The 18,013-nt window shown below is 71.3% G+C and carries 18 protein-coding genes; 12 read left to right on the top strand and 6 right to left on the bottom strand.

Annotated elements, in window-relative coordinates; translation table 11 throughout:
* Positions 1–380: 380 nt before the first annotated feature.
* Positions 381–3,722: a tetratricopeptide repeat protein gene (locus BGP73_RS14330; protein WP_069814719.1), complete on the top strand. Its 3,342-nt coding sequence runs from the start codon at positions 381–383 to the stop codon at positions 3,720–3,722.
* A 91-nt stretch (positions 3,723–3,813) separates the two neighbouring features.
* Here BGP73_RS14330 and BGP73_RS14325 read toward each other — a convergent pair whose 3' ends face one another.
* Both BGP73_RS14325 and mca read right to left on the bottom strand, forming a co-directional pair.
* Positions 3,814–4,074, bottom strand: a complete 261-nt coding sequence (locus tag BGP73_RS14325) for a hypothetical protein (RefSeq protein ID WP_069814718.1) — start codon at positions 4,072–4,074, stop codon at positions 3,814–3,816.
* Positions 4,075–4,078: 4 nt separating this feature from the next.
* The gene (mca, locus tag BGP73_RS14320) at positions 4,079–4,951 is read right to left on the bottom strand and encodes a mycothiol conjugate amidase Mca (protein ID WP_069814717.1); all 873 of its coding nucleotides are present in this window, start codon (positions 4,949–4,951) and stop codon (positions 4,079–4,081) included.
* A gap of 136 nt (positions 4,952–5,087) precedes the next feature.
* On the opposite strand from mca, the gene BGP73_RS14315 reads away from it, so the two are divergent.
* Together BGP73_RS14315 and greA are read left to right on the top strand one after the other, a co-directional pair.
* Positions 5,088–5,495: a DUF4307 domain-containing protein gene (locus BGP73_RS14315; protein ID WP_069814716.1), complete on the top strand. Its 408-nt coding sequence runs from the start codon at positions 5,088–5,090 to the stop codon at positions 5,493–5,495.
* A 172-nt stretch (positions 5,496–5,667) separates the two neighbouring features.
* Positions 5,668–6,165 carry a transcription elongation factor GreA gene (gene greA, locus BGP73_RS14310; RefSeq protein WP_069814715.1) on the top strand — a complete coding sequence of 166 codons (498 nt, stop codon included), beginning with the start codon at positions 5,668–5,670 and terminating at the stop codon, positions 6,163–6,165.
* A gap of 89 nt (positions 6,166–6,254) precedes the next feature.
* Here greA and BGP73_RS23140 read toward each other — a convergent pair whose 3' ends face one another.
* Both BGP73_RS23140 and ilvA read right to left on the bottom strand, forming a co-directional pair.
* Positions 6,255–6,422, bottom strand: coding sequence for a hypothetical protein (locus tag BGP73_RS23140; RefSeq protein WP_170837835.1), 168 nt, complete (start codon positions 6,420–6,422; stop codon positions 6,255–6,257).
* A 121-nt stretch (positions 6,423–6,543) separates the two neighbouring features.
* Positions 6,544–7,794 carry a threonine ammonia-lyase gene (ilvA, locus tag BGP73_RS14305; protein WP_069814714.1) on the bottom strand — a complete coding sequence of 417 codons (1,251 nt, stop codon included), beginning with the start codon at positions 7,792–7,794 and terminating at the stop codon, positions 6,544–6,546.
* Positions 7,795–8,050: 256 nt separating this feature from the next.
* Between ilvA and BGP73_RS14300 the strand changes: the two genes are divergently transcribed.
* The 3 genes from BGP73_RS14300 (at position 8,051) to BGP73_RS22690 (ending at position 9,393) form a co-directional block, all read left to right on the top strand.
* Entirely contained in the window at positions 8,051–8,581 is a 531-nt protein-coding gene (locus BGP73_RS14300) for a MarR family winged helix-turn-helix transcriptional regulator (RefSeq protein WP_244501192.1), read from the top strand.
* 129 nt (positions 8,582–8,710) lie between these two features.
* Entirely contained in the window at positions 8,711–9,148 is a 438-nt protein-coding gene (locus BGP73_RS22695; protein ID WP_069814713.1) for a sigma factor-like helix-turn-helix DNA-binding protein, read from the top strand.
* Positions 9,145–9,393, top strand: a complete 249-nt coding sequence (locus BGP73_RS22690) for a hypothetical protein (protein WP_069814712.1) — start codon at positions 9,145–9,147, stop codon at positions 9,391–9,393. The genes BGP73_RS22695 and BGP73_RS22690 overlap by 4 nt, the downstream gene beginning before the upstream one ends.
* A gap of 34 nt (positions 9,394–9,427) precedes the next feature.
* Here the strand turns inward: BGP73_RS22690 and BGP73_RS14285 are convergent, their stop codons facing one another.
* Complete coding sequence (locus BGP73_RS14285) at positions 9,428–10,591, bottom strand: cystathionine gamma-synthase (RefSeq protein ID WP_069814823.1); 1,164 nt, start codon at positions 10,589–10,591, stop codon at positions 9,428–9,430.
* A 136-nt stretch (positions 10,592–10,727) separates the two neighbouring features.
* Between BGP73_RS14285 and BGP73_RS14280 the strand changes: the two genes are divergently transcribed.
* From BGP73_RS14280 to BGP73_RS14260, 5 genes are all read left to right on the top strand, one after another.
* On the top strand, positions 10,728–11,840 hold the full coding sequence (locus tag BGP73_RS14280; protein WP_069814711.1) for a hypothetical protein: 1,113 nt from the start codon (positions 10,728–10,730) through the stop codon (positions 11,838–11,840).
* A 130-nt stretch (positions 11,841–11,970) separates the two neighbouring features.
* A complete protein-coding gene (gene msrA / locus BGP73_RS14275) occupies positions 11,971–12,642 on the top strand; it encodes a peptide-methionine (S)-S-oxide reductase MsrA (protein ID WP_069814710.1) in 672 nt (223 codons plus the stop codon).
* 150 nt (positions 12,643–12,792) lie between these two features.
* Positions 12,793–13,368, top strand: coding sequence for a MarR family winged helix-turn-helix transcriptional regulator (locus tag BGP73_RS14270; protein ID WP_139134568.1), 576 nt, complete (start codon positions 12,793–12,795; stop codon positions 13,366–13,368).
* Positions 13,365–14,603, top strand: coding sequence for an MFS transporter (locus BGP73_RS14265; protein WP_306303455.1), 1,239 nt, complete (start codon positions 13,365–13,367; stop codon positions 14,601–14,603). The genes BGP73_RS14270 and BGP73_RS14265 overlap by 4 nt, the downstream gene beginning before the upstream one ends.
* Positions 14,604–14,876: 273 nt before the next feature.
* Positions 14,877–15,590, top strand: a complete 714-nt coding sequence (locus BGP73_RS14260; RefSeq protein ID WP_069814708.1) for a hypothetical protein — start codon at positions 14,877–14,879, stop codon at positions 15,588–15,590.
* A 136-nt stretch (positions 15,591–15,726) separates the two neighbouring features.
* On the opposite strand, the gene BGP73_RS14255 is transcribed toward BGP73_RS14260, so the two are convergent.
* On the bottom strand, positions 15,727–17,001 hold the full coding sequence (locus BGP73_RS14255; protein WP_069814707.1) for a L,D-transpeptidase: 1,275 nt from the start codon (positions 16,999–17,001) through the stop codon (positions 15,727–15,729).
* Positions 17,002–17,654: 653 nt separating this feature from the next.
* Between BGP73_RS14255 and BGP73_RS23975 the strand changes: the two genes are divergently transcribed.
* Complete coding sequence (locus tag BGP73_RS23975; protein ID WP_374701146.1) at positions 17,655–17,888, top strand: hypothetical protein; 234 nt, start codon at positions 17,655–17,657, stop codon at positions 17,886–17,888.
* The last annotated feature ends 125 nt before the right edge of the window (positions 17,889–18,013 follow it).

Below are 18,013 nucleotides of genomic sequence, written 5' to 3'. Positions count from 1 at the left end.
CACGAATGCTGCCTGGCGCTTCTACCGTCACGCCGCAGAGCTGCACCGTGCGGATATGTGGCTGCGGACGGTCCTCGGACGCCCCCTGTCGGGGGCCATGCCTACTCATACTCATACTGGGCCAGACACCGCGGGGCCAGAGCCGTTGTTCACGGGGTTCGCACCTCTCTCACCTGCGGTTGGTCTCCGAGATGACGGGCGATACCGACCGCGGAGCCGACTGACGGAAACACATCGGGCGCGGTCCCGGGGTCAGGCGAGCGTCAGCATGGCTGACGTGATTTCACGAACCTTGGCGGAGTTATCCACAGGGCTGCCGGAAAGTCCCTAGAGACGGAAGACTTGATGCCACGAGTCGGCCACTCGCAAAGGGGGAAGTCATGTCTGGTTCGAGGGTCGTCCTACGGAGCGGGCACCGGGCCGAAGCAGAACAGCTGCTGCTGCGTTCGGTGGAGGAGGAGGCCCGGCGCTCTCGGGGGCGTTCTGACTCGACGGTGCTGCTGGCACGCGCCAGGGAGGCGCTGGATGAGATCGCCGGCAGCGCGGCCGAGGAGTACGCCGCCTACGTCAGGGCGCTGGAGAAGTCCGCGGTGGGGGTGCGGCGGCTGGCCGAACGGCTCGCACCGCGTTTCCTCGCCACCCCGGCCGTGGTGACCGGCGCCTCGGCTGCCACCGCGCTCTGCGCGGACCTGGGCTACGGCGCCCCGGCCGGCCAGGCCTTCGGCGTCGGCGCCGCCGTCGCGGCGGCCGGCGCGCTGGCCACCGTCGTCGGGCTGACGGCGGGGCACTGGCCCTCGACCCACCGGAGCGCAGCGCTCCGCAACCAGCCGGGTGGTGCGGAGCAGCTGCGGCTGCAATGGCTGACCGCCCTGGAGGTCCGCGGCATCCGGCCGTTCCTGGACCGGCAGCGGATGCTCTCCGCAGCCGTGGTGGCGGGGTCGCGGGGCAGCGCCGCGGGGAGCGCTCCGAAGGATCCGGGCAGGGCGGTGGGTGCCTCGGGCGGCCTCCCCGCGTGGCGCCGCTCCGACAAGAGCGCAGCGGCCCGGCGGCGGATGGTGCTGGAGCACTCCTTCGGACATCTGCCCGGCGAGGACGGGCCTTTCGTCGGCCGCCGCGCCCAGCTGCTCCAGATCGCCCAGTGGGTGCACGCCTCCCGGGCGAGCACCGAGACCAAACCGACGGTGGTGGTGCTCCACGGTCCACCGGGCTCCGGGCGCTCGACACTGGCTGTCAGGGCCGCCCGTTACCTGCGCGACCAGTTCCGCGGTGCGTGCCTGGTGGATTTGCGCGGGGTCACCAGAGGGCAGGCCGCGCTCCCGACCCGGGACGCCCTGCTGCATCTGCTCAACCGGCTCGGTGCCCCGCGTGAACAGCTGCTCTTCCGAGAGCGCTCCTCCTCCGAGCAGCAGCTCAACCACCTGACCGACCTGTACCGGCAGCACGTCAAGGACCTGCCGGTCACGATCATCCTCGATGACGCCTCCGACGCCACACAGGTCCGGGCGCTGCTTCCGGAGGGCTCCGAGAGCCTGCTGCTCGTCACCTCGGCGGAGCCGCTGGAGCTGCCGGACGGCATGCCCGCCCGGGTGCACGAGCTTCCCGTCTCACCGCTGGGAGCGGCCAGCTCTGAGGAGCTGCTGAACGCCACCGCCCAGGTCGTCCCCGAGCCGTATGACGCCCAGTCGAGCGAGCGGATCAGACATCTGTGCGGGGGCCTGCCGCTGGCGCTGCGGATCACCGGCTCCTCGCTCGGCGACCGGACCCCGGGCGAGCTCGCGGAGGCGCTGGGGCGGACCGCGCCGCAGGACCCGGTCCAGCGGGCGCTGCGGCTTCGCTACGCCGACCAGCCGGAGCAGGCGCGTGCCCTGCTGCGACGGCTGTCGCTGGCCGGGCGGGCGAGTCTGGGGGCCGCCGCGGCGGCGGCGCTGCTGGACACCGACCAGCAGGAGGCGGAGCAGCGGCTGACGGCCCTCGCCAAGGCCGGACTGCTCGAACACGTACGGGCCAGCCGCTACCGGCTGCACGATCTGGTGCGGGACTTCGCGCACGCCAGGCTCCTCGAGGAGGACGAGCCGGCGCAGCGCTCGGCCGCCCACGAGCGGCTCATCAACAGCTACGCGGACCTGGCCAACTCGGTGATCCGCCTCGTCGACGGCAAGACCTCCACCCGGGCGGATCACGCCTTCCAGTCCGGCACTTTCGGACCGCACGGTTTCACCTCGCTGAACTCGGCGCTGCGCTGGCTGGACGAGGAGTCGAGCTTCATCACCGCCGAACTGCGGCACGCGGAGAACGTCGACCAGGCGGCGGTGCTCCACCTGCTCGGCGCTCTCTGCGACTACTGCCTGCTCCGCGGCGACCTCTACCGGCTGGGCGAGCTGAACGAGCTGAGCAAGGAGGCGGACCGGGGGCTGCTGGTCCGCTCGGTGCAGTGGCGCACCGGTATCGCCGCCCGGCAGCTCGGCGAGTTGGACACCGCCCGCACCACGCTGTCCTCCGTGGTCGACCTCTACTTCGAGGCCGAGCACCCGGCCGGAGCCGCCCGGGCACTGCGCGACCTGGGCATCACCCTGCACCACCAGGGCAACCTGCCGGAGGCGGGCGCGAAGCTGCGGGAGGCGGTGGCCCTGCAGTCCGGTGAGGAGCTGGCCGGTGACCGGGCCTGGTCGCTGCACGCCCTGGCCGCCGTACAGCGGGACCGCGCGCAGCTTCCTGAGGCATTCGAGCTGCTGCGCACCGCGCTCGAACTGCACCGCCGGAGCGAGAGCCTGCACGGCCAGGCCTGGGCCCACTTCCAGCTCGGCCAGGCCGAACTCCGCCTGGGACGGCTGACGGAGGCGGAGCGGGAGTTCCGGGAGGCCCTGGAGCGGTACCAGAGCACACGGGACGAGCGCGGGGTGGCCTGGGCCCTGACCCAGTTGGCGCGGGCCCGGCTGGTCGCGGGCGATGCGGGGGAGGCCGTCGACCGGCTGCGGCAGGCGTTGGCACGCCACCGGAACAACGAGGACGCCCGCGGTGAGGCCTGGACGATGTACTACCTGGGCCAGGCGGTGGAGGAGAGCGGCGACCGGGCCGCCGCCATCCGGGAGCTCGAAGGCGCCCGGACCATGTTCAGCCGGATGCGGGACGGCTACGGCCTGGCCTGCGCCCGGCACCACTCCGCCCGGGCCACCCGCGACCAGCGGGCGGCCCAGACCGGTTCGCTGCGCAACAGCGGCTTCGCCCGGCAGATGTTGCAGGACGCCCGCCAGGACTTCCACCGGATGGGTGTCCAGCACGGTGAGGCGTGGTCATGCCTGGAGCTGGCGGTGATCGACGCGGGCAACGGACGTCCGGATCAGGCGCTGGAGCTGGTGGACGAGGCGGCGCGGTTGTTCGCCGCCTACGGCGACGGGCGGGGCCGCGACTGGGCCGGTTTCCTACGCTGCACGCTGCTGCCGTTCGCCTCGCCCGGCGGCTCGGTGGTAGGTGCGGCCGTCGCCCAGGAGGAGCTGGCGCAGCTGCTCCGGGCGCCGCACCCGGCCCGGGAACCGCGCCTGAGCCAGTGCGCCGAGGCGTTCGCGGTGATCCTGGAGCGGGGGGTGGAGCCGGAGACCGGTTGGCAGGCCTGGGACCTCGGGATGGTGCCCGGTCGCCACTCGCGCGATGTCATGGGGGTGGCTGTGTCGGACACCGGCGACCCCGTCGACACCGGTCACGGGGTGACGCCGGCCACCGGGTGACCCCGGGCGGGGCGGGCGTCCCGACCGCGCGCGGCCGACCCGCCCGCCCCGTGGCCCGTCCCCCGGGCCGGTTGCCGGCCCGGGGCGACCCTCAGCCCTGCTTGGGCGCGGCTTCGCCGCCCTTGGGACTCTGGCGCGGCAGCCGGCCGTCCACCTCCGAGGGTTCCTCGGACTCCTCGAAGTCGATCTTCGTGAACTGCTTGTGCATGTTCTTCATCAGCAGCCACACCGCCCCGGCGATCAGTGCGAAGACGACGAAGCCGAGGATTCCGGGGGTCACACTGTACTTGTCCAGCTCCTCGGCGAGCGGGACGAGGGGCGCCATACCGAGATCAGTGGTCGCGATGGTCATGCTGTCAATCCTCCCGGATGCCTGCGAAGAGGTCGTCCTCGGGGAGGGTGGTCTCCACGAGCGACTTCGCGAGCTCGTACTCCTCGGTCGGCCAGATCTCCTGCTGGACGTCGAGCGGCACCTGGAACCAGCCGCCGTCCGGATCGATCTGGGTGGCGTGCGCGATCAGCGCCTTGTCCCGGATCGGGAAGAACTCCGCGCACGGTACGTGGGTCGTCAGCTTCCGGTCGGACCGCCCACCGCTCTTCCAGCGCTCCAGCCACTCCCCGTACGGCGACTCCAGGCCGCGTGCCACCAGGCCGTCGTGGAGCGCCTGGGTGCGTTGGCGGTTGAAACCCTGGTTGTAGTAGAGCTTCAGCGGCTGCCAGGCCGGCCCCGCCTCCGGGTAGCGTGCGGCGTCGCCCGCGGCCTCGAACGCCACCATCGAGATCTTGTGCGTCATGATGTGGTCGGGGTGGGGATAGCCGCCGTTCTCGTCGTACGTGGTGATCACGTGCGGCTTGAACTCCCGGATCAACCGGACGAGCGGGCCGGCCGCCTCCTCGACGTCCTGCAGCGCGAAGCAGCCGTCCGGCAGCGGCGGCAGCGGATCGCCTTCTGGGAGGCCGGAGTCGACGTAGCCGAGCCAGGCCTGCTTCACCCCCAGGATCTGCCGGGCCTCGTCCATCTCCTTCGCCCGCACCTCGTGAATGTGCTCCTCGATGTACGGGTCGCCCTGGAGCTTGGGGTTGAGGATGGAGCCGCGCTCCCCACCCGTGCATGTCGCGACCAGCACGTCCACCCCCTCGGACACGTACTTCGCCATGGTCGCCGCACCCTTGCTCGACTCGTCGTCGGGATGGGCGTGGACTGCCATCAGTCGCAGTTGCTCGGTCAAGACTCGGTCCTCAGTCACTTGGTCGGGCCCCCTCGACCCAGTTGGCCCCCTCGCCCCGGTTGGGGAGGGCGCCTTCTATAGTGACCGAAAGCAGGGGCCGATTGATTCCATGGCCCCGATTCCAGGAGGTTCGTCCATGACCGCCACGCGCGAGGGCTTGCCTGAGGGTCGCTACGGGAGGTCGGCCGACGAACGGTCGGACCGCACACTGAAGATCGTCGGCGCGGTGCTCGGCGCGGTCTTCCTCGGAGTGATCGCCTGGATCGGCATCTCGTATGTGAGCGGCCAGACGGTCAGCGGCGAGTTGATCAAGTTCAAGGTGGTCTCGGACGAAACCGTCGAGGGCCATCTGGAGGTCCGCAAGGACGCCGGCGCCCCCGGTGTGTGCACCGTACGGGCCCTGGCCTCCGGGGACGTGGTCGGCCGCAAGGATGTCCGTTTCGAACAAAAACAAGGTAGGCTGGACGCAATCGTCACCGTTCGCACCACCGAACGGGCTGACGCCTTGGAACTGGTCGGCTGCAAGCCCGCGACGGAGAGCTGACCTACTCACTCATCCCACGGCCTGAGCATCGGCCCAGGTGAGGCGGGTGCGGAGGTTTTCCTCCTCCCCCTTTTCCACCGGAATTGTTAGGCTCGTGGTTTCGCCCACCCGTGAAGGCGCATCCTTCTGGGTAGGGCGTACTTTGTATCCCAGTACGGAACGAGGAGCACCTGTGACCCAGACCAGCGACAACGTCACCTGGCTCACCCAGGAGGCGTACGACCAGCTCAAGAACGAGCTGGAGTACCTGTCGGGTCCCGCGCGTATCGAGATCGCCAAGAAGATCGAGGCGGCCCGGGAAGAGGGTGACCTGCGGGAGAACGGCGGCTACCACGCCGCCAAGGAGGAGCAGGGCAAGCAGGAGCTTCGAGTGCGCCAGCTCACCCAGCTGCTGCAGCACGCGAAGGTCGGCGAAACCCCGCCCGACGACGGTGTGGTCGAGCCCGGCATGGTGGTCACCATCGCGTTCGACGGGGACCCGGACGACACCACCACATTCCTACTGGCATCCCGGGAGTACGCGACCGGGGAAATCGAGACGTATTCTCCGCAGTCACCGCTGGGCATCGGCGTGAGCGGAAAGAAGGTCGGCGACAACGCCGAATACGAGCTGCCGAACGGCCGCACCGCGACGGTCAAGATTCTTGAGGCCAAGCCGTACAAGGGCTGAGCGCCCGATACCGCGAGGAGAGACCCCCGGCGTTCACCGGGGGTCTCCTGCATGGTGGAGCGGAAACGGCCGCCCGGGGCCGGTGGGGCTCAGGCAGCGGGCGAGCGGGACCTGTGCACCGCCCAGCTCCGGAAGACCCCGGTGATCAGAGCCGGCCAGAGGACCGAGGCCAGCACGAGGTGCCGCATCGGCCACGCGTCCGAGACGGCCGTCGCGGCACCGGGGCCGGCGAAGAGTTCGCGTCGGGCCGCGGCCACGACGGTAGACAGCTCCCGGCATGGATCTCCCATTTCCCAACGGACGGGTACGAATGTCCCGAGAGCCCCAGGTCGGGAATCGTAGGCGTCGGCCGGGCCGAGGGGCATGGCGGCGAACATTTCACGGTATGACCGTGTAGTCCGCCTCCTCCAGCGCCTTCCGCACCTCTGCGCAGTGCTCCGGCCCCTTGGTCTCCAGCCGCAGCTCCACCTCGGCCTCCGCGATGCCCAGCCGCGGGTCGGTGCGCACGTGGCTCACGTCGAGGACGTTGGCGTCAACCGCCGACAGCACCTTCAGCAGGGTGGCCAGCGCGCCCGGCCGGTCCGTCAGCCGCAGCCTGAGCAGCAGGTAGCGGCCCGCGGCGGCCATACCGTGCCGCAGGATCCGCTGCATCAGCAGCGGATCGACGTTCCCTCCCGAGAGCACCGCCACCACCGGCCCCCGGAACGACTCGGGCGCCGACATCAGAGCCGCCACCGGGCTCGCCCCAGCCGGCTCCACGACCATCTTGGCCCGTTCCAGGCAGAGCAGCAGCGCGCCGGCGAGGGCGTCCTCGGAGACCGTGCGCACCTCGGTCACCAGCTCGTCGATGACGGCGAACGGCACGTTCCCGGGCCGGCCCACCAGGATGCCGTCGGCCATCGTGGACATCTTCTCCAGCGTCACCGGTCCCCCGGCCGCCAGCGACGGCGGGTAGGCCGCCGCCCCCGCCGCCTGCACCCCCACCACCCGCACCTCGGGACGGAGCGCCTTGGCGGCGAGCGCGATGCCCGCCGCCAGCCCTCCGCCGCCGACGCCGACCACGATCGTGGCCACCTCCGGGCACTGCTCCAGGATCTCCAGGCCCACCGTCGCCTGCCCGAGCACCACGTCCCGGTGGTCGAAGGGGTGGATGAAGACGGCACCCGTCTCCGCCGCGTACCGCTGCGCCGCCTCCAGCGACTCGTCGACCACCTGCCCGTGCAGCCGCACCCGGGCGCCGTAGTCCCGGGTCGCCGCGATCTTCGGCAGCGGCGCCCCGACCGGCATGAAGACCGTCGACTCCACACCGAGCAGCGAGGCCGCGAGGGCGACCCCCTGGGCGTGGTTCCCCGCGCTGGCGGCGACCACCCCCGCCGAGCGCTCCGCGACGCTCAGGCCGGCGATGCGCACATAGGCCCCGCGGATCTTGAACGAGCCGGTGCGCTGCAGGTTCTCGCACTTGAGATGGACCGGGGCGCCGACGAGCCCGGTCAGGTACCGGCTCCCCTCCAGCGGAGTGGTCCCGGCCACTTCGGAGAGCATGTCCCGCGCCGCCCGCATGTCGTCCAGGGTGATGGGCGGGAAAGCAGCGGGTCGGCGGTCGGCGGTGGGGCCTGAGGTGTCAGCCATGACGCCAGTCTGGCAGCTCGGTCCCCGGCCCCCGCGGAGCGCGTCGGCACATCGCCTGCCGCCCGCAGGGGGGCACCGGGCGCTCCGGGGAGTAGGGTGAGGCGGTCCGAAAGCTGGTAGCCGGAGGGCTCCCGGGCACGTCGGACGTCCCCGTGGCGCATCCGACGCACCACGGTCGCACCGCCACGGACGCGGCGTGACGCCCGGTGTCCACCCGGTGCCGCCTCCCACCGACACCACGGAGATAGCTCAGGCCATGGCCCCCACCGCGGACATGACGAGTGGACCCGACAACCGACTGCTCGACGATCTCCAGCACCAGGTAGCGGTATTCGCCCGACGCGCGGAGCAGACCCGGCTCGGCGGTGTGGGCCAGGCCCGCAATTCCATGGATCGGGCCGCCTACCTGCTCCTCAACCGTCTGGACCAGGAAGGCCCGATGGGGGTCAAGGCGCTCGCCGCGGGCATGGGGATCGACTCATCGACCGTCACCCGGCAGGTCGCCCCGCTGGTCGAGGGCGGCCTGGTCAGCCGGGAGTCGGACCCGCAGGACGGCCGCGCCGTCGTCCTGGCCCTCTCCGAACTCGGTCGGAGCCGGCTGCTCGAAGTACGCTCCTCCCGGCGCCAACTCATGGCGCTGTTGACCGAGGACTGGGCCGCTGACGAACGTGAGGCCTTCTGCACGCTGCTGACGCGCTTCAACTCCGCCCTCTCCGCCCGGCAGGCCGCCGCTCCGGCGCCCGGGAAGCCGGGCTCCGCCCCGGAGGCCGACCGCCCCGGCTCCTGAGCGTCGCGCGCCCTTTCCCCGATCGGCCCGGTACACCCCCTTGACCCGCTCCACTCCGCTGCCGTCCCATTTCTGTGCGGGAGCTCGGAAGCACTGAAGCTCGGAAGCACTGGAGCTGGGGGAGGCGCGGTGCAAGGGCGGCTGGCAGCGCGGAACCACCATCGGGCCCGGGAGTTCGAGGCGTTCGTCGCGGGCTCGGGCGGCCGGCTGCTGCGCGTCGCCACCCTCCTGACCGGCGATCCGGCAGCAGCCGAAGGCCTGCTGGTCGCCGCGCTGGCCGACACCTACGCCGCCTGGGACCGCCGCGCCGCGGAGGACCCTTACGCCCACGCCCGCGAGCGGTTGGCCAACCGCTTCGCCGGCACCGCCTGGCGCCACCGTGCCCCGGGCGGCGGCCTGCTGGGCGGTCTCACCGCGAGGGAGCGGCTCGTCCTGGTGCTCCGTGTCTACGAGGGGGTGGCCGAGGAGCAGGCGGCGGCCCAGCTGGGCGTGGCGCCGGACCGGGTCAACGCGGCCTGCCTGCGGGCGATGGCCGCCCTGCGCAGCCGGGGCGGAGCCGCCTCGTGACCCCGCCGGACCGCAAGGAGACGGAGGTGCGGCGGATGCTCGAAGGGCCGTACCCCCCGGTGCCGGCGGATCTGGTGGCGCGGGCGGTGGCCCGCGGCGAGCGACTGCTGGTCCGCCGCCGGGTCGCCCTGGCGGCGCTCTGCCTGCTGCTCGCCGTCGGCCTCGCCGCCTTGCTGGTGTGGGCGCTGCGGGCCCACCCGTGGGAGGTGCCGGCCGACACCACTCCGCCCGTGGACACCTGGTGACACGCCGACGCCCACGGGCGGAGCCCGGCAGCGGTCAGCCGAGCGCGGCCGACAGGTCGGCGAGCAGGTCGTCGCAGGCCTCGATGCCGACCGAGAGCCGGACGAGGTCGGCCGGCACCTCGAGCGCCGACCCGACGACCGAGGCGTGCGTCATCCGTCCCGGGTGCTCGATCAGCGACTCGACACCCCCCAGCGACTCGCCCAGGGTGAACAGCTCGGTCCGGTCGCACACCTCGATCGCCGCCTGCTCGCCCCCGGCGACCCGGAAGGAGACCATGCCGCCGAAGGACCGCATCTGCTTGGCTGCGACCTCGTGGCCGGGGTGCTCCGGCAGACCGGGGTAGTAGACCTCGGCAACCTTCGGGTGCGCGGCCAGCATCTCGGCGACCCGGGTCGCGTTGGCGCTGTGCCGGTCCATCCGGACGGCGAGCGTCTTCACGCCCCGCATCACCAGCCAGGCGTCGAAGGGGCCGGCGATGGCGCCCATCGCGTTCTGGTGGAAGGCCAGCTCCTCACCGAGCTGGTCGTCGCCGACCACCAGCGCACCGCCGACCACGTCGGAGTGGCCGCCCATGTACTTCGTGGTGGAGTGCACCACGGCGTCCGCGCCCAGCGCCAGCGGCTGCTGCAGGTACGGGCTGGCGAAGGTGTTGTCGACCACCAGCCGCACGCCCGCTCCCCGGGCCACGTCGGCGAGCGCGGCGATGTCCGTGATCCCGAGCAGCGGGTTCGACGGCGTCTCCACCCAGATGACCTTGGTACGGCCGTTGATGGCCTCGCGGACCGCGACCGGGTCCGAGGAGTCGGCGACCGACCACTCCACCCCCCAGCGCTCCACCACCTTGGCGAACAGCCGGAAGGTGCCGCCGTAGGCGTCGTTCGGGATGACCACGTGGTCACCGGGGGACAGCAGGGTGCGCAGGAGGCAGTCCTCGGCCGCCAGTCCGGAGGCGAAGGCGAGTCCCCGGCGGCCGCCTTCGAGGGCTGCCAGGTTCTCCTCCAGGGCGGTGCGGGTGGGGTTCGCCGAACGGCTGTATTCGTAACCGCCTCGGAGGCCGCCGACGCCGTCCTGCTTGTAGGTGGACACTTGGTAGATCGGCGGCACGACGGCACCGGTACTGGCGTCCGCCTCCTGACCCGCGTGGATCGCCAGAGTCTCGAAGCTCTGGTGGGCATGCTGCTGGTGCTGATCGCTCATGAGGCCCGAGAGTAGTACCACTCGGCGCGGAACTCTTCCGTGCGCCGGGCAGTAGAACTGGTGGGAGGCGAACCCCGCCGCGGCCGTGCCACCGGACCGACACCCATCCGCACGAGAGACGACACAGGACACCTCCATGGAGCTACTGATCATCCTGCTCGGCCTGACCATCATCGGGGGCGTTCTGATCCTGCCCGCCCTGCGCAGGATGCGTGCCGGGCAGGCGGCCGCACGGGGCCACCGGGCCACCGTCGACCCGCAGCAGTACGGCTTCGCGCCGGTGGACCGGCTCGACGTACGGCTCCCCGGCCCGGATCCGGAGCTCATGGAGGCGCTGGAGGAGGTCCACCGGACCCAGGACTGGCGGCCTGCCGCCCAGTTGCTCGCGCTCACCGTCGACGACCGGGAGCTCCGGTGGCAGCGGGTGCAGACCCTGGCCGGGGCCGCCGCCGTGGAACTGGCGCAGACCCCGGGCGAGGGCGGCAGATGGCTGCGGAACTGGCGGATGGAACAGCCGAAGGAGGCCGGCGGCGCGGTGGTGCACGCCGAGTTCCTGGTCCTCCAGGCACGTCAGACCGCCGCCCGGTCGGGGACCGGCTCGGACGAGCACCGGATCATCCTGGAGGAGGCGGACTCGGTCTGCGCCACCGCGGCGCTGCTCGCCCCCGGAGACCCGACGCCGTACGTGGTGCGGCTGGGTGTGGCGCGCGGACTGGGGTACCCGCAGGAGGACTTCCAGGCGCTGTGGAACGAGGTCGCCAAACGGGCCCCCGGCCACATGGGCGCGCACCTGGCGGCGCTGCACTACTGGTGCGAGAAGTGGCACGGGTCGAAGGAACTCGCCGAGGGGTTCGCGCAGGCCGCCGCCGGCTCGGCGCCGCCGGAGAGCCTGCTGCCCGCCCTCCCGCTCTTCGCGGTCTACGAACACCTCCCCGAGGCGAACCTGGTCAGCGGCCTCTACCAGAGCGAGGTGGTGACCCGGGCGATCGAGGGTGCCCTGTACGCGGTGCACACCGCCCCCGTGGACCACCCGGTGCTGCCGCACGTCCGCCATCTGCTGCTCTGCTTCCTCGTGCGGGCCGAGCGCTACCCGGAGGCGATGGAGCAGCTGAGCATCGTCGACGGTCATGTGGGCGCGGTGCCGTGGTCGTACAGCTCGCGTCCCGCCGCGGAGTACGCCGCCTACCGGGCCCTGGCGGTGGCCGGCTGGGAGCGCCAGGGCGGCAGCCCGGCGAGCATGCCCCGCTGACCGGCCGCCGGGCCGCTGGCCCGTCCGGCGGCCCGGGCGGGAATCCCGGCACGGCCCCTCGATGTTCCCTTCACGGGTCCTGTATCCCTTGCCCAGACCCTTGTCCGACACGTGAACTCACGGAGATCTCATGTTCCCCAACCGCCACCGGAACCGACTTCCGACCGCGGAGGAGGCCCTCCCGGGCCGGGCCGCTCCGGGGTTCTCACTGCCCGACCGCCACACGGTGCTCGACACCCCGCTGGCCGGTCCCTACCCGCAGGGGCTGGAGGTCGCCGACTTCGCCCTCGGCTGTTTCTGGGGCGCCGAGCGGAACTTCTGGCAGACCCCGGGGGTGTGGACCACGCTCGTGGGCTACCAGGGCGGACACACCCCGAACCCGACGTACGAGGAGGTCTGCAGCGGGCTGACCGGCCACACGGAGGCCGTCCGCGTGGTCTTCGACCCGGCGAAGCGCTCCTACGAGTCGCTGTTGAAGGTCTTCTGGGAGTCGCACGACCCGACGCAGGGTTTCCGGCAGGGCAACGACGTCGGCACCCAGTACCGGTCGGCGATCTACACCCACTCCCCCGAGCAGCGGGCGGCGGCCGAGGCGTCCCGGAACGCCTACCAGTCGGTGCTCACCGAGGCGGGCTACGGCGCCATCACCACCGAGCTGCGGCCGGCTGAGGAGCGGCCCTTCTATCCGGCTGAGCCCTACCACCAGCAGTACCTTTCGGAGAGCAAGAACCCGAACGGCTACTGCGGCATCGGCGGGACGGGCGTCTCCTGCCCGGTCGGTGTCGCCCCCGCCCAGGAGTAACCGGTCTCAACGCCCTCCCGGCAGCGAAACCCGCGAAGCCCCGAGCCCCGGCGCTCGGGGCTTCGAGGCTTTCCAAGGGCGGTCCCGGGCTAGGCCAGAAGCCCCGGCTCCGGATTGCGTACTTATATAAGCTGCCTATACATTTAGGTGGTGGATACATCTAGCGAGCCCGGGGCACCCTCCGGGTCTGCCGGGAACAACCCCGCTCTCGCCGAGCTGAGCGTGGCGTTGGAGCGGACCACCAGCTGGCTGCGGCGCATCACCCCGCGCGGCGAGTTCAACAGTGTCGCCATGTCGACACTGGACGCCGTGGTGTCCGAGGGCCCCCAGCGCGTCTCCGACCTCGCGGCGCGCGAACGGATCAGCCAGCCCGGGATGACCGGACTGGTCACCCGGCTCGCCGAAGCGGGCCTCGTCGAACGGCGCTCCGACCCGCTGGACGGCCGGGTGGCGCTCATCGCCGCGACCGATACCGGCCGCGCACATCTGCGCAGGCGGCGCGCGGCCCGCGCGGCGGTCCTCGCCGAGCACATCGCCCGGCTGCCGGAGGAACGGCAGCAGGCGCTCCTGGCCGCCGTCGACGCCCTCACCGCGCTGCCGACGGATCCGCCGCCCGACCCCACGCCTCCCGCGCCCCCGACCGAAGCCGGAGTCCCCGGCAGCCCCCGCCCGACCGCTGACCGGCCGACCGGCCGTCCCGCAGCCCCGAAGGGAACCCCCGCATGAGTCGATCGGAGACCGACATGTCCGAAGGAGCACCACCGGCCGAGCAGGTGGTCGAGAGCCCGCCCGCAGCGGCCCCAGCGAGCCCCTTCCGGCAGCCGAAGGCCGTCTGGGCGGTGGCCTTCGCCTGCGTGATCTCCTTCATGGGCATCGGCCTGGTGGACCCGATCCTGCCCGCGCTCTCCAGTCAGCTGGACGCCTCGCCCAGCCAGGTCACCCTGCTGTTCACCAGCTACCTGGTCGTCACCGCCGTGGCGATGCTGGTGACGGGCTGGGTGTCCAGCCGACTGGGAGCCAAACGGACCCTGGTGAGCGGCCTGGTGCTCATCGTCGTCTTCGCCGCCCTGGCCGGCTCCAGCAGCGGAATCGGCGGGATCATCGGCTTCCGGGCCGGTTGGGGGCTCGGAAACGCCCTGTTCATCGCCACCTCGCTCGCCGTGATCGTCGGATCGGCCAGTGGCGGGTTCGCCGGCGCGATCGTGCTGTACGAGACGGCGCTGGGGGTCGGCATCGCGACCGGGCCGCTCCTGGGCGGGCTGCTCGGCGAGGTCAGCTGGCGCGGGCCGTTCTTCGGCGTGGCCGCCCTCATGCTGATCGCACTGGTCGCCACCGTGGTCCTGCTGCCCGCCACCCCGGGATCGGAGCGCCCCGAGTCGCTGCGGGAGCCGCTGCTGGCGTTGCGCCACCGACCGCTCGCGGTCACCAGCGTCACGGGGCTGCTGTACAACTGGGGCTTCTTCACCATGCTCGGGTACGCGCCGTTCCTGATGCACCTCTCGGCGCTCGAACTCGGCTGGGTCTTCTTCGGCTGGGGACTGCTGGTCGCCTTCTTCGCGGTGTTCGGCGCCCCGGCCCTGCGCCGCTGGTTCGGCACCCCCCGCACCCTGTACGGAAACCTGACCCTGATGGCCGCCGACCTCGCGGTGATCGGCATCTTCCCGGACCACCAGGCGGTGGTCGTCGGCGCGGTGATCCTCGCCGGCGCCTTCATCGGGGTGAACAACACGCTGGTCACCACGGCCGTGATGTCGATCGCCCCGGTGCCCCGTCCCGTCGCCTCCGCGACCTACGGCTTCGTGCGCTTCATCGGCGGCGGGCTCGCACCGTTCGCCGCGGGCAAACTGGCCGAGCACTACAACGTCCATGTGCCCTTCCTGCTGGGGGCGGTGGCGGTGGTCGCCGGAGCCGTGCTGCTCTCCACCGCGCACCGCGAGCTCGACCTCGCGGACCGGGCCTGACCCCCTTGGGAAGCCTGCGGTGCCCACCCACCCGCAGGGACCGAAAGTCGCCCTGCGGACCGCGGCCCCCAGCGGGCCGCGGTCGGTGGGGCGTCCAGGGTGAGACCGCCGGCCAGACAAGCTGCCGATGCGACATAACACCCGCTCGGCGTAATGGCCGGCGGAACAGGGTTACCCATGGGCCATTCGGGCGTTGTCGTCAGCATGGAGCCCCGGGAGTGGTGGGACCGAAACACCGTCTTGGCAGAAGCGTTTTGCCTCAGCGATGAACAGGTGCGTTCAGCGCAGAGCGCGCTGGACGAAGCGCAGGCGCACCGATCGCGGCTGCTGGCCGCCTTCGCGGTCACGGTGGGCAGCGACGGCGCGGTGGCCGGCGTGCTCGGTCTGCCGGAGCGGGAGGTGCGCCTGGCACGGCGCACCGTCGGCAAGGAGGACGCCCGGAACGTCGCGGACGAACTGCTCTCCGCCGCCAGCCGTTTCGCGGTCGACGACGGATCGGACCCGCAGGCGTCCTCCACCGCCTCCGAGCAGTCGGCCGGCTACCACGCCTCGCAGTTCGACTCCGCCGGTTCCCCGGAGGGCGCGACGGCGAAGGGCTCGGAGTCGCGGACCGGCCGCGAGCCGAGGTGGACCGGGGCGATGGACGCGCTGCTCGTCGGCAGCTGGCAGACCGGGGTCGACCTCCAGGTGGTGGCCGCGGAGTTCGGACTCGACCTGATGAGGCTGGTCTCCCGGGCCCAACAGCTGTCCGCGGAGGGGCGTCTCTCCCCTCCGTGGGCGGCCCAGAGCCCGGCCACCGAGCCCCGTTCCGGCCGCCACCGCCGCAGCCCGAACGACATGGACTACCCCTACGACTTCTACGACTGCTACGGCGGGCACCCCGCCTCGGGCAGCAGCTGGGAAGTGCCCTCCACCGTCCCCGAGGACATGATCAACTCGATGCCGCAGCAGCACTCCTGGCCGCAGTACACGACCAGCGGGTCCTGAGCAGACTCCCCCCGATACGCCGATCGGCGGCCGGTGGGCACCGGCCGCCGATCAGGGCGGGGAGGGCGGGAGAACCGTCCGACTGCGGTGGGCGCGTGTCGTCCCCGGTCAGCCCGGGACGACACGGGACCGGGCGTCAGCCGCCGACGGCGCTACCGGCGATCCACTGGTCCCAGTTGAGGTTCCAGCCGTTGAGGCCGTTGTCCGCCTTTATCGTCTGGTCCGGCGAGTTCTTCACGATCACCACGTCGCCGATCAGGGAGTTGGAGAAGAACCAGGCACCGTCCTGCTTGCCGTCGTTGGCGCCCTTGACGTCCCGCAGCCCGATGCAGCCGTGGCTGGTGTTGGCGTTGCCGAAGGCTCCGCCGCCCCAGTAGTTGCCGTGGATGAAGGTGCCCGAGGTGGACAGCCGCATCGCGTGCGGCACGTCCTTGATGTCGTACTCGCCCTTGCCGTCGTCATCGGTGAAGCCGACGGTCGCGCCGTTCATCCGGGTCTCCTTGAACTTCTCGGAGATCACCATCTGACCGTTGTAGGTCGGGGTCTGGTTGCTGCCGGCCGTGATCGGGATGGTCTTGACCGTCTTACCGTCCCGCTCAACCGTCATCTTCTTGCTCTTGACGTCGACGGTGCTGACCTGGCTACGACCGATCTTGAACGTGATGCTCTTCTGCTGGACACCCTTGATCCCCGGCGCGCCCTCGACCCCGTCGAGCCGGAGGTCGAGGGTGACCGTGGAACCGGCCTTCCAGTAGTCCTTGGGGCGGAAGTCGAGGCGGTTCCCGTTGAACCAGTGGCCGACGACCTGCTGGCCGCTGTCCGAGCTGACCTTGATCGCGGACTCGACTTCCTTCCGGTTGCTGATCGCCTTGTCGAAGTTGATCGTCACCGGCATGCCCACGCCGACCGTCGAACCGGCCTCAGGGGAGAAGTTTCCGATGAAGCTGTGCTCCGGCGAGACGGTGGTGAAACTGGAGTTCTCGGTGGCGCCGCGCCCCTTCGCGTCCTCCGCCTCCGCCATCAGCTTGTACTTCCGGGAGCGCTGGAGCTGCCCGTCGGGCTTCCAGGACTTCCCGTCCGCGGAGGTGGTGCCGGCCACCTCCGAGCCGGTCACGGTGTCCGTCATGGTCACCTTGATGAGCTTGCCGCCGGCGACGGAGACCTTGACGTCGCTGAGGATGCCGGTGTTGTCGGCACCGTTCTTCGGGGTGATGGTTATTCGCGCGTCGGAGGCGTCCTTCGCGGCGGCTTCGTCCACCTTTGCCTGGGAGTTCTCCTTGCCACCGGGCTTGTCGTCGTCCTGGCCGCTCTCCCCGCCGCACGCCGAGAGGGTCAGCACTCCCCCCAGCAGCGCGGCCAGCACCGTCAGGCGCTTGCGCCGCTTACCGTCCGTCATCACAGGCTTCTCCATTGCCTACTGCCCCCCTGCCCTGGGCCGGGGAGCCGAGCATCAGCACTCCCAGCTCAGTGGAGGACCTCTCTGCGTGCCCAGCGGTTCCACCGTGGGAAAAATTGTGGTGAAGACCACTGCGAGTGAGGCGTCCCGACGGGGTCTCGCCGTGTGCGCGCCAAAACTCCGCGGGCCCTCCGAAGCCGCCCGGGCGAAGGGCTGCCCGACGCGGGGCGCCGTCCGGCGACCCTGCCGGCCGGACCCCGGTCGACCGGGCGGTTCCTGCGCTCGCTTCCCTCATCTGCCCAGTCACGCCGTCTTCATCCACCTCGCGGGCGCCGTTTCCGCTCATCGCCCGCTCCCGTCCGTGCGTCCCCCTGCCCAAGGAGGCCGTACCGCCCGCGCGGACCATCATCCCCCCGCCCCCGAGGACGTCGGCACCCGGGGGCGGCCCCGAGCACCAGACGATCTTAAAGCGCGTGGAACCAGGATGTTTCCGAAGTGTTCTCAGCGCAGAGTTTGACGTGCTCCCTCGTCTAAAGTCCAGGGATTCCGCCTGGGTCCTCTGACGCTTCCGGGCTTCGCCGAGCCAGGCGCTCGGTTCGCTTGGTCTGGGTGACGCGAAGCCGGGATGAAGGAGTTCGGCGCGCGAACGCGGTCACGTCCACCTCCTGGTGCACTACCGCCCCAAGGTCGCCGTCTCGAAGCCGGCCAACAGTCTCCAGGGTGTTCCCGCTCGCCGGATACGGCTAGGGGGGGCAGCTCCCGGCCGAAGGCGAGGGGAGAGTTCACCGGCCAGGTCGACCGCGCCGTCATGCACGGGCACCCGTGGTCCGCCCGCGCACTTCTCCGCATCGTGCGGCCACGGAGCACCGTTGACGACCGTCCACCAGCACCTCGATCAGTAACGACCTCCACTCTGAAGTGCCCGTCAGCGCACTCCCGAGACGCACTCACCCCTGGCACGCACCCCGGGGCCTTCCGCAAGACCGGTAAGGGGCGAATCACCCAGGTCTTTTCCCTGGACCACAGG

The sequence above is a fragment of the Streptomyces sp. TP-A0874 genome (genome assembly GCF_001748085.1).
Lineage (GTDB): Bacteria > Actinomycetota > Actinomycetes > Streptomycetales > Streptomycetaceae > Streptomyces.
The sequence above is the reverse complement of the archived record's forward strand: the minus strand, read 5'-3'. Positions and strand labels throughout refer to the sequence as shown.

Coding starts and splice junctions, on each gene's coding strand:
- BGP73_RS14285 (WP_069814823.1), bottom strand. CDS start 10,591: ATGAGCGATCAGCACCAGCAGCATGCCCACCAGAGCTTCGAGACTCTG.
- BGP73_RS14300 (WP_244501192.1), top strand. CDS start 8,051: ATGGCCCCCACCGCGGACATGACGAGTGGACCCGACAACCGACTGCTC.
- BGP73_RS14255 (WP_069814707.1), bottom strand. CDS start 17,001: ATGGAGAAGCCTGTGATGACGGACGGTAAGCGGCGCAAGCGCCTGACG.
- ilvA (WP_069814714.1), bottom strand. CDS start 7,794: ATGGCTGACACCTCAGGCCCCACCGCCGACCGCCGACCCGCTGCTTTC.
- BGP73_RS14330 (WP_069814719.1), top strand. CDS start 381: ATGTCTGGTTCGAGGGTCGTCCTACGGAGCGGGCACCGGGCCGAAGCA.
- BGP73_RS14315 (WP_069814716.1), top strand. CDS start 5,088: ATGACCGCCACGCGCGAGGGCTTGCCTGAGGGTCGCTACGGGAGGTCG.
- msrA (WP_069814710.1), top strand. CDS start 11,971: ATGTTCCCCAACCGCCACCGGAACCGACTTCCGACCGCGGAGGAGGCC.
- BGP73_RS14265 (WP_306303455.1), top strand. CDS start 13,365: ATGAGTCGATCGGAGACCGACATGTCCGAAGGAGCACCACCGGCCGAG.
- BGP73_RS14325 (WP_069814718.1), bottom strand. CDS start 4,074: ATGACCATCGCGACCACTGATCTCGGTATGGCGCCCCTCGTCCCGCTC.
- BGP73_RS14280 (WP_069814711.1), top strand. CDS start 10,728: ATGGAGCTACTGATCATCCTGCTCGGCCTGACCATCATCGGGGGCGTT.